This is a genomic window from Desulfosediminicola flagellatus (assembly GCF_005116655.2).
In the GTDB taxonomy this organism is placed as follows: Bacteria; Desulfobacterota; Desulfobulbia; order Desulfobulbales; family Desulfocapsaceae; genus Desulfopila; species Desulfopila flagellata.
On record NZ_CP050698.1, the window covers coordinates 4,646,665 to 4,658,040 of the forward strand.

Here is an 11,376-nt window from a genome sequence, read left to right on the forward strand (position 1 = left end):
GTAAATTTTTTGATGATCAGAAACCACCTACCATACGCTGGATCTGAAAATAGTTAGCAAATACCGTTCGTGTAACAGCAACCTCATTCGCCTGGGCGCGCGAGAGGCTGGCAATAGCATCCAGAAGATCGGACTCACGCTCAAGACCTTCGTCATATTTAAGCTGAGTTATACGCAGGTTTTCTTCCGCCTGCTCAATTGAACGTTTTGCCACTTCGACGTTTTCAAGGCTTACCCGGTAATCGATAAAGAGGTTTTGCAGATCGTTCTCAAGCGTTTCTTTAAGCTCTTGCAGGTCATATTGGAGGCCACGTTTTTCAAGTTTTGCCTTTCCAGTATTGGCCTCCTTGGTGAAACCACGAAAAAGATTCATTGACACCTGAAGCTGGGCGCGAAATTCATCTTCATCATTATCGCCCGCTCCGTTTATGAAATTATCGTCATAGCGACTGTAACTGCCAATCAGATCCACATTCGGATAGTAGTCACTGTAAGCAACCTGTACCTGATACTCTGTGGCTTCAACAAGTGTTTCAAGCGCCTTGATCTCACTTCGCGAGTTGAGCATATTCTGCAGATATTCGTCTTCATTAAGAGGAGCCGGGAGCATTGTGAACTCGGCAAAATCAAGATCAGCCAACATCATTTGCGCACCTACCTGCCGTGAGAGACTGTTGACACTTTTATCTAACCCAGCCTTCGCTGCCTTCATGGTGATATCGGCATTATCGTAATCGACCCGGAATTTCAACAATTCGTTTTTTCCTATCAAACCGACATCATAACGATTCTCACCATCACGATACACTCGGGTCAGAGTCTTAAATGCATCTTCTGTTACCTTGAGGTTAGCCTTGCGATCGTAGACATTGAGATAACTGAGTGCAACTATCAACTGAATATCCTGTCGAGTACCCTGAAGTCTGTACTTTTCCACCTCGCTAAGCTGTTCAGCTGAGGCAAGACCATACTTGTCTCTATAACCTGAAAAGATGTTGTAACTGACCTTGCCGGCAAACACGGAATTCTCAGAATCTTCTCCAGTCAAATTTGATTCATCAAGGCCATTAACGGTATAGAAAACATCCACGGATGGATAATACCCACCCTTTGCCCGTTGCACATCTTTTGCGCTCTTTTCAACATTAGTCATAAAGCGCTGTACGACCGCACGATTGCCAAGTGCTGTCTGCTGCATGGTTACCAAATCTGTTGCCTGCGCAGATGTACCCAGACATAACAATCCGGCGACACAAACTGCTGATAAAATTCGACTATTCATTGACTCTGCTCCTTTCAAATCGAATAACAAAAGCTAAAAGTGATGGAATAACAAACAACGTCAACACCGTTGAGAGTGCAAGTCCACCCAGAAGGATAGAACCAAGACCTCGATACAACTCACTGCCCGAACCAGTTGATAAAACAAGTGGTGTCATGGCAAGCAAGCTGGTTGTAGCACTCATAAAAATCGGACGAATACGGGTGCGAACCGCATCTGAAACTGCGGCGATCCCAACCATGCTATTATAACGAACGTTATTAAGTGACTGGTGTACAATAAGAATAGCATTATTTACAACAGTTCCAATAAGAATAATGAAACCAAGCATTGCCAATACATCAAATCCCTGCGGTGCGACAAACGTATTTACCGCAACCAGCCCCACAAAACCTCCAGCTGCAGCCATCGGCACGCTAAAAAGAATGATAAGCGGATAGAGGAAATTCTCAAATAATGCTGCCATGAGCAGATAGGTTATCAGCAGCGCCAGCAATAAGTTCCACTTCAATGCCTGACCAGTCTCTTCGAGCTTATCGGCATTACCGCCAATGCTGATATCCAGTCCCTGCAGCTTACCTTCTTTCTGCATTGGCTCAATAAGACCTTTCTGAATGGTGATCATCGCATCCTGAATAGCCACATTTTTGGGTGGAGTAACCTGTAGAGTAATGGTCCGTTTTCTCTCAAGATGATTAATCTGGGGCATTCCCTGACTGTATTCAAGATCCGCTACATCACCAAGCTGAATAAGATCCCCATGGGCATTAACGATTGTCGCCTTAAGAATCTTCTCAGGTGTGTCGTATAGCTCGTCATTACCTTTTACTACCAGATCTATCTGTTTTACACCTTCCGGTCTAAAATCATCGACCTTGCGTCCATCCATCAGGATGTCCACATAGACTCCCAGATCACGCTCAGTAAGGCCGTTTGCCGCCAGCATCTCTCTATTGGCAATGACCCTGATTTCAGGATAGCTTGTCTCAAAAGATGGCACAGGCCTCACCTGCGAACCTGGTACTGCCTGCATTGTTGCCCCATAGAGCATCATGGCTGATCCGGCAATCTCTTCGATATTCTCACCGGAAATATTGACTTCCACCGTTCGCCCCTGACCAAGACCCGTCTCAAAGATACCAGCCTGCAGTGATACACCAAAGAAACCGGGAATTGCGTTCATAATTCTACTGAAAAGCGGAATCAGTTCAGCGGCCCGGGTCTCGTGGGTGCTAATGCCGCCAAAGAGAGTAAAACGATCGGAACCGACATAAAACATCTGTTTTATCTGCGGGAAACCATCCTTTCCATCTTCTTCAAAATACGGTTTTGTTGATTCAAAAACATATGCCCCGATCTCTTTAAGCTTATCTACCGAATAGCCCGGAGGCGGAATCAGGATATTTAGAATCAGGTTACGGTTACCCTGTGGCAGATATTCTGCACTTGGCTGCAACTTTAAAATCATACCCACAGAGAGGGTAGTAAATAGAACTACGGTCAGCAATCGGGTGAAAACATTTTTCAAACAGAGGTCTGAAAACCACATAAGAGCACCGGCAATTGCCGGTCCGGCAACAGAGCGCTGTATCCAGTTCTTTTTTTCCTCACCTGAGGTTTTTTTCCTGTAGAGGAGATTAATTAATGTCGGGATAACAGTAATCGACACCAACAGACTCAGCATAATTGAGAAGGTGATGGCGATAGCGATATCGCGAAAGAGCTGGCCCGCCTCTTCCTGCATAAAGATTACAGGCAGGAAAACCGCAACGGTTGTGGCAGTTGAAGCAAAAACTGCGCCCCATACCTCATTAGCCCCTTCGAGTGCTGCCTTGAAGGCATTTTTTCCCATTTTCCTATGCCTGTCGATATTTTCCAGCACAACGATGGAGTTATCAACAAGCATACCGACTGCGAATGAAATTCCGGCAAGACTGACAACGTTTAAACTTCTACCCGTCAACCAGAGAAATATAAAACATCCGATAACCGACACAGGAATAGCAACGGCGGTAGTTAGCGTTGAACGGATACTGCGGAGGAAAACCAGCAGCACCAGAATCGCAAGTGCACCACCAAGCATTACATTCTTTTTCACCAGACCGATAGCGGTATTAATATATGGCCGCTGGTCATAGACCATGTCGATATAAAGCTGTTTTTCTGCAAGAATTCCGTCATTAAGCTTCTGAACAGCCTCTTCAACACGATCTGTCATGGCAAGCACGTTGGCTCCCGGCTCTTTACGAACTCCGACCACGATAACCTGAGTACCGTTATGAAAAACACCTCCCGACTCCTTGTCATAACCAGGAGTCACTTTGGCAATATCACGCAGGTAGACACGTTTGAGGCCATCATCGAACACCACGACATTAAGTGCATCTTCAGGGTTCTGAAATTGGCCAAGAGTTCGAATACGATAATTCTTTCGACCAATGCCTAACACACCTGCAGAAGTGGTTGCGTTGGCATTTTTTATGGCACCGGAAATCTGATTAATCGAGATATTATGCCTCGCCATCTCCTGCATATCGAGTGTTACATGCAGTTCGGCTTCTGTTCCACCGAAAATCAGCAGTGAACCAACCCCCTCAACACGCTCAAGATGCTGGCGCACATTATCTTCAAAGTACGTTCTAAAATTATTTATGTGATTGGGGTTACCATCCCGCGTTTTAAGCATCGACCAGATAACTGGTGAGCTGTTTGCACCAGCTGCTTCAATCACAGGTTTTTCTGCAGAATCTGGATATCCCGACACCTCATTCATTTTATTGGAAACGCGTAGCAGCGCATCATCAAGTTTGGTGTCCAGAGCAAAAGAGAGCGTCACTTCGCCAAAGTTATTATAACTGGCGCTCTCCATTTTCGTCAGGCCCTGCAATCCCTTTAAGGCCTCTTCCTGTTTTTCGATGATATCTTTTTCTATCTCGTAAGGGGTAGCCCCACCCCAGGTAGTCTGTACCGTTATCTGTGGAGTCTCAACATCCGGTGTCAGCTGTACCGGCAGCTTGTTCAATCCGATCAGACCAAAGGTCGTAATCAATATTACCGCGACCGCCACCGAGACCGGTTTTTTAAGTGCATATTCAACAATATTCATCGTTATTCTCCTGCTACAGTAACAGCCTGATCAGGACGTAAACGCTCGTTACCCTCGATCACCACTCCCATACCGGGAACGATGTATGGATTATCAACCGCTACGCTCTCGCCCATGAATGTGACGATGTTTACTGGCAGAATTGCCGCTTTGCCGTCTTTAACGGTATAGACAAAATCACTGCCCTTGAACTTAACGATTGCCGCTCGTGGAAGTACTTTTAACTGTTGCTTAGAACTTGAAGGGACATGGACAGTTGCTGACATATTCTGGGCAACCAGCGGAAGTGGTGCTATCTTAATTTTCAAGAAAATATTTTTTGTTTTCACATCCGCAACAGGATCAATATCAATAACGGTACCTTCCGTTTCATTTCCGAAAGCGGTCACTGTAACCGGAACCTTGCCACCTATCTCAATATATTGAAGCAGATTTTCGGCAATAGGTGCCCTTACGTAAAGATCTTCACTCGATCCTAGACTTACAAGCTGCTTCCCCTGCTGTACCCAGCCACCCGAATCGACATCTTTAGTAAGAATAATCCCACCATATGGTGCAGTAATGATGCTGCGTTTTTTCTGGATCATAAGCTTTTTCAGGGTATCCTGACTCGCCTTCTTCTCCATCTGAGCATCCTGAAAGGCATATTCAGCATCATCAAAATCTTTTTCGCTAACGCCAGCCTCTTTATAGAGTTTTTCTAATCTTTTGAAATTCTTAAGCGTATTATCAATGCGAAGCTGTGCCTGACTGATACGGGTTTTGGTAAGGGAAATTTCCTGATCAAGAATTTCAGTGTTCAACTCTACCAGAGTATCACCCTGTTTTACCCTGTCACCCTGATCAACCTTTACGTTATCTACAAGACCGGCCACTTCAGTCGAAATATCACTTGTGCGCTCATAGTAGAGAACACCTATAACCGAACGATTCTGTGCCACCTCCTGCTGTACGACCTTACCAAGTACCACCCTTGCCGGTGGCGGCCCTGCTGCCCAGACAGTCTGTCCGGCACAGAGTATAGGAATCAACAAAAACAGTAACCAGCTACTCTGAATTTTCCGTGATTTCATCTCGCGTTTTCTCCCGTTATTTCATCGATATTACTGCATATCATCTTCAGGTTTCGCCGCATCTGTTCAATCTCCTGCTGGCTGATACCTGCCGTTACTTTACTTTCACAATTCGCCAATCTCTCTATTACCTGGGATAACAGACCTTCACCGGTAGCAGTTAAATATACGAGCGTAGAGCGGCGATCTTCGGGGTTATCCCTGCGCTCGACATACTCTTTTTTAGCAAGTCGATCTAAAATTCTAGTGATATTGGCAGGACTTTTTGCCACAAGCTCACACAATCTGGACTGCACAGCACCATCTTCTTCTGAAAGCGATTTTAGTACCTGGTATTGTTCAACGGTGAGATCGTACGGCTTCAACCTGCTTTCAAGATACTTCTTCAGAGCCATCGTAGTCATATAAATGACACGACCTATTGGCTCAGGATTACACTGTTTCATAAACACCACGTAGAGTTCTGTGCAAATAAACACGTTATTAGTTAATGCGGCAACTATTAACGTGTAAACCTTATACGTGTCAACTACTACAAAGTATATGAAGCAATATATTTTCAAGAGTGAATCGAAAAAACATTACAATGAGTATTTACAGTATCATTGAGGGATTAGAAACAGTGGAAAAAAGAACAGACGAGAGAGCAGATATTGCAGGACAAAGAGATGAGATAACAACTAAATACGTTGCCTGCCCAGGCAAAAAGAATAGTATAACAACACCGGATTTTTTTACGCTATGCAGTTATTTAACCGGTGTTGTACTATATACCAAATTACATAACGATCCCGCTATTCTCCGCACTCTCCTTCGAGTATGTCTCGGCACCAGGAGATTGCTGCCATAGCTCGTGGAAAGCCACAAGTGGGGATCAGCAGAATCAGACTATGATAGATTTCTTGCGTGTTGGCACCAGCTTCAAGAGCTCTACGTGCGTGCGAATGCACTGCACCCTCGGAATTGTTGGCTGCCGCTGCTGCAAGCTGGATAAGATGAGTTGTTTTCTCATCAAGCGGACCCGCATTTCTCACAGTTACGCCAAGTTCTTTTAGCGATCCCATAACATTGGGGTAACACTTTGAGACCTCATAATAAGTTCTGCTGGGGTATTTTTTGTCTCTCATTTTCTGATCTTTATGGATAAGTTGTCTTCAGTTTAACAACACATGCCTATCGACCATGACATTCATCCAGCCCAACTTCTGCAACGCTTTTCCAAATCATATTTGGGCCCCGTTTAATGCAAAAAGAAGTATAGGAGGAACAGTATCTGTAAACCTGGTTTCATAAACATGCATCTCCTAACTTTGCATTACCACATCCAGATAGAATTTCCAGCACTAATGACACTTTTTCACCACTATCTTAACTTCCACCAATATGAGTTGTTAAAGCAGTTGCTTAAACCCACCAGCAAACAACAGCATTAAACCTGTCATATCGTAGCCTTAATCGACAAACTACATAGTCTCCCATACCAGACAGACCTGTACGTCGAATATGTCGCTTCTTCGCGGCTTAATTGCGAAAGTCTCAATCTCATACTGCTCTGGTTCAAATGATTCGGTTATTGTTTCAATTTCCTCTTCAATTTGAACAGCGAGGTCCTCAAGATCCTGCTGCACAAGCTCCACATCCTCTTCTGCCCGTTTCACATCACCTTTCTCCTTTACCACTCTGCTTGCCTTGCGCATTCCTGTCGCCGCTCTCGATACACTCGTCGTGGAAAAGGATTTTCTGCCAAAAAAAGCACCAACAACTGCAACACCAATCGATAGAAGTGTGTCCGTTGTCCGCGATTTCACATCGTACTCTTCTTTTTCAACTTTCTGCAGCGCCTTCATCAAACGCTGTTCAAGGCGCTGTTGTTTTACCGCATATTTGCTACGCAGCTTTTCAACCGCTTCTTCTTTCCTGCCTCGTAACTCATCACTTATGCGCACCTTAAAATTGCCCAATTCTTCATCCGGTCTCGATTCAAGTTTGAGCAAGCGGCACCTGAACAGCTCAAGCCTTTGTGATTGATAGAGATAATCTGAAAATGACTTGGTCAACGTTCGCAGATTTTTTAAACTACTTATGGATGACGGAAGCGGCATGTACCAGCTCTCCGATGGAGGAGAAGAAGTACAATCAGCTAATTCATACGAAAGCATCTCGGCTTCATCCCATTTGGGATGGTTAAAGTGTTCGTCGATAGGGATTTTGCCGGCAACAGTTTTAACCTCATCAACGCCACATGTAGCTTTGAAAAAGCGTACCTTGCTGACTGCTGCAAGATATGGTTCAAATGTCATCCGGTCTTCAGTGATATTCTGCATAAAATACAGCTGTTCGATCTCAGCAGAAAGTACTGGTTTTTGGCTAACTGCAGAATCAGTAAATTGCGGCGGCTTTCTCGTGCTTTGGGTATGTGGATGCTTTATATCGGTCGCATTCTCACCCTTTTTACGGTGCGCCATGAGTACAGAAATATCTTTCGACGAGATCGGTCCCTTGAGATAAGACATAACCCATCGACTTTCAAATAACACAGGCTCATCAAGGTTCGCGCTATTGAGTAAAAATTGTCTGGATTTCAGATTATTGAGCAACGCTTTTACCTGTCCTTCCTCGAGCCGCCCGCCACTCGCTCCTGCAATACCGGATGCAACACGTTGCTGATCCTGCTCGGTTTGTAATCGTCCGATAAACCAGGAACCTATATTTGACAGCCCCTTATAATCAAGATCCACCGGGTTCTGGGTGGCAAGAACAACTCCGCAGCCATAGGCTCTCGCCTGCTTAAGCAGTAACAGCATCGGCTTTTTTGAAGGAGGATTCGCTGTAGGCGGGAAGTATCCGAAAATTTCATCCATATAGAGAAGCGCTTTAAGCGAAGAACTTCCAGGTTGGGACCTCATCCAGGTGATAAACCGGGTAAGCAGCGTGGTTACAAAAAACATTCGCTCAGATTCACTCAAATGTGCCAAAGAAAAAATCGCAGTTTGGGGTTTACCTTCCGGACTGTAAAGAATGTGCTGAATATCCAAGGGATTTCCCTGCGTCCAGGCACTGAAGCCTGGACTGGCCAGAATATTATTAAGCAACATCGCAAGTTTCATTCTATCAGGCTGAGCGAAAAATGTATCAAGAGGGAAAACACCGATTGTATCAAAAGGAGGACTGACAATTTGACCTATCAGCTGCTCAAGTGTAAGATTTTGACCGTTTCGCCAGCAATACAGCAGGAGTGAGCTGATCAGGATATGTTCTCTGCTCTGCAGAGGATCGCCTTTAATATTGATTAAGGCCAGAAGGCTTGTTGCTGTGGAATTAACCAGGCTATTGAAGGTGTCAGTGTCCTCAACTACTTCTGCATCAGGAGCATCAAACCCGCTTAACACTGAAACAGCTACCCCGGCACTTGAGCCCGGGGTATAGATAGTCATTGTGGTCTTTGAACTCAGTTCAGCAATTCGTGATGTGTCCTGATCCCAGGAAGCAAGTCCTTTTTTCCAGGTTTCTGCTATCCTCGTTGCATATTCATCAACAGATTCACCCTTGGCGGCGGCCTCTGCTGGATCAATCCAGGGTTTGAAATCTTCAGGTTTCAGATCGCTGAAATTCAACAGCAGGTTTCCCATGTCTCCTTTAGGGTCAATGATGATTGAGGGAATATTATCCATTATAGCTTCCTCAATCAGGCCGATCCCCAGCCCCGTCTTACCACTGCCGGTCATGCCGATTATTGCTCCATGAGTTGTAAGATTCCGGTTTCTATACAGCAGTGGGGTTGGTGTTGGAGTCATATCTGTAAGATCAAGCTCACGGCCCAGATAAAAAAGTCCTAATTTCTCGTATGCCTTGCCAATCCCCATGTTTCAACTCCCTTCATAAGAATTCATCTGTATACTTTCTGCCTATAATTCACAGCAAACCCAACAACTACCTGGAGCATATTCGATTTTATGCTTTTCGCACAATCACCTGGTACAAAATTTTCACAAGCGTGTAAATAATTTCAGGTAGAAACAATAACCTGTGAGCACAATCAAAAAAAATCACAATGTCATTACACACGAATTTCCGCAAAAGTATCCGTATTTGCATGCAATGTACAAACGGAATCTATTTACTCTGCCACAAGCTGTATCAAAATCAGTCTCTGTTTAGAGTTTTTTACTGAATTTTCAATGGGGAGGATAATTCCTACTTTCAGAATTAGATTTGATTCACTGGCTTATTCCTATTATAATGATGGAGATTTTTACTGATTCTTAACAAATACTCATTACCTGCAATTTCAGAAGATGCCTTGCTCCAGGGGGCTGAACATTTTCGGCCAGCCTGACACGATCCATATACAGGTGATAGATGACGAGCAAAAAAGATAACCGCAGAAATTTTCTTCAGATTGTTGCAAAGGCTGATGGTCTTGCAACTATTGTCATGGTACTTGATAAAGAGAACGGACTCACCCTGCTCAACCCCATGGACGGCTGCGCAGGATATCTGATCGACAAGAAACTCAACAGTTATCACACCTCAAATTTCTTTGGCTGATATGAAACACTTTGATATTAAAAAAGGGTTGGACCTGCCAATTACCGGTGCTCCTGCCTCTACAATCAGGCCCGGTTCGCCGGTCAGTCAGGTTGCAATAGTCGGCGACGACTCCATTGGCATGAAACCGACGATGGAGGTAAATGTTGGCGACATGGTGAAAACCGGTCAGCTGCTCTTTACCGATAAAAAATCGCCGGGAATTAAATACACAGCCCCGGGATGCGGTAAAGTTATCGCTATAAACAGGGGGAAAAAGAGAAAGTTTGAGTCACTGATAATCGAATTGAACGGAGAAGATTCAGTCTCCTTCATGACCAATCCTGCTCAGCCGCTTGAATATTACAGCAACGAACAGATTATCACTGCACTCATCGATTCGGGCCTCTGGACAAGCTTTCGAACACGCCCGTATGGCAAGGTGCCTGCTATCGGCACCACTCCTGTCTCACTTTTTATCACCGCGATTGACAGTGAGCCGCTTTCACCAAACCCCGAAATTATCATCAAGAGATCGGGCGAAGATTATAAAAGCGGCCTGCACATTCTCAAAAAAATTCTCGATATTCCTTTTCATTACTGTACTGAAAATCGGGAAATCCTGAACCATGAATTAGCGGAAGGGCTAACCTACTGGTCATTCACCGGCCCTCATCCTTCCGGGTTGCCTTCTACCCATATTCATCTGATTGACCCGGTTCATGAAAATAAAACAGTCTGGCAGATAGGGTATCAGGATATTATCGCCATTGGTTACCTTTTTCGAACCGGTGAACTGATGACCGAGAGAATCATCTCGCTTGCCGGTCCCGGTGTAAAAGAACCTTCGCTTGTTGAAACACGAACAGGTGCAGATCTAGAAGAACTCTGTCGCGGTGAACTGATCGACGATAGGCTTCGTATTATATCAGGATCTGCTCTTAGCGGACGCACAGGAACTGATGTTCACGGCTTTCTCGGACGCTACCACAATCAGGTGACTGTTCTGCCTGATAACAGCGGCCGCAGTATCTTTAACTGGGCAATGCCCGGAAGTGACCGTTTCTCGGTTAAGCCGGTATTTATTTCGGCACTGAACAAGATGCTTAAACTTCCTATGAACACAGCAACCTGGGGCGGAAAGCGGGCACTTTACCCGCTTGGCACATACGAGGATGTGATGCCACTGGATATCATCCCCATCTATCTGTTAAAAGCTCTGGAAGTGGAAGATTCGGAAAAATCCAAGGCACTCGGCTGTCTTGAGCTTATAGAAGAAGATCTCGCGCTCTGCTCCTTCACCTGTCCGGGAAAAGGTGAATTCGGTGAGAATTTGCGCAACGTGTTGACAACCATCGAACTGGAAGGCTGATCCCGGTTCTACCACA

Annotated in this window: 8 protein-coding genes; 2 read left to right on the forward strand and 6 right to left on the reverse strand. The window is 44.9% G+C overall.

Features of this window, described 5'->3' with window-relative positions:
- Positions 1-16: 16 nt before the first annotated feature.
- The 6 genes from FCL46_RS19210 to FCL46_RS19235 all read right to left on the reverse strand — a co-directional run bounded on the left by FCL46_RS19210 (position 17) and on the right by FCL46_RS19235 (position 9,324).
- On the reverse strand, positions 17-1,282 hold the full coding sequence (locus FCL46_RS19210; RefSeq protein WP_136805745.1) for a TolC family protein: 1,266 nt from the start codon (positions 1,280-1,282) through the stop codon (positions 17-19).
- The gene (locus FCL46_RS19215) at positions 1,275-4,388 is read right to left on the reverse strand and encodes an efflux RND transporter permease subunit (protein WP_136805746.1); all 3,114 of its coding nucleotides are present in this window, start codon (positions 4,386-4,388) and stop codon (positions 1,275-1,277) included. The genes FCL46_RS19210 and FCL46_RS19215 overlap by 8 nt, the downstream gene beginning before the upstream one ends.
- Before the next feature lie 2 nt (positions 4,389-4,390).
- Positions 4,391-5,461, reverse strand: coding sequence for an efflux RND transporter periplasmic adaptor subunit (locus FCL46_RS19220; RefSeq protein WP_136805747.1), 1,071 nt, complete (start codon positions 5,459-5,461; stop codon positions 4,391-4,393).
- Positions 5,458-5,907, reverse strand: a complete 450-nt coding sequence (locus FCL46_RS19225) for a MarR family winged helix-turn-helix transcriptional regulator (protein WP_136805748.1) — start codon at positions 5,905-5,907, stop codon at positions 5,458-5,460. Before FCL46_RS19225 ends, FCL46_RS19220 begins: the two co-directional genes overlap by 4 nt.
- A gap of 348 nt (positions 5,908-6,255) precedes the next feature.
- Positions 6,256-6,588: a carboxymuconolactone decarboxylase family protein gene (locus FCL46_RS19230; RefSeq protein WP_136805749.1), complete on the reverse strand. Its 333-nt coding sequence runs from the start codon at positions 6,586-6,588 to the stop codon at positions 6,256-6,258.
- Between the two features lie 336 nt (positions 6,589-6,924).
- Entirely contained in the window at positions 6,925-9,324 is a 2,400-nt protein-coding gene (locus tag FCL46_RS19235; RefSeq protein WP_136805750.1) for an ATP-binding protein, read from the reverse strand.
- Positions 9,325-9,820: 496 nt separating this feature from the next.
- Between FCL46_RS19235 and FCL46_RS19240 the strand changes: the two genes are divergently transcribed.
- On the forward strand, positions 9,821-10,009 hold the full coding sequence (locus FCL46_RS19240; protein WP_136805751.1) for a hypothetical protein: 189 nt from the start codon (positions 9,821-9,823) through the stop codon (positions 10,007-10,009).
- A 1-nt stretch (position 10,010) separates the two neighbouring features.
- On the forward strand, positions 10,011-11,360 hold the full coding sequence (locus FCL46_RS19245) for a Na(+)-translocating NADH-quinone reductase subunit A (protein WP_136805752.1): 1,350 nt from the start codon (positions 10,011-10,013) through the stop codon (positions 11,358-11,360).
- Positions 11,361-11,376 lie beyond the last annotated feature (16 nt).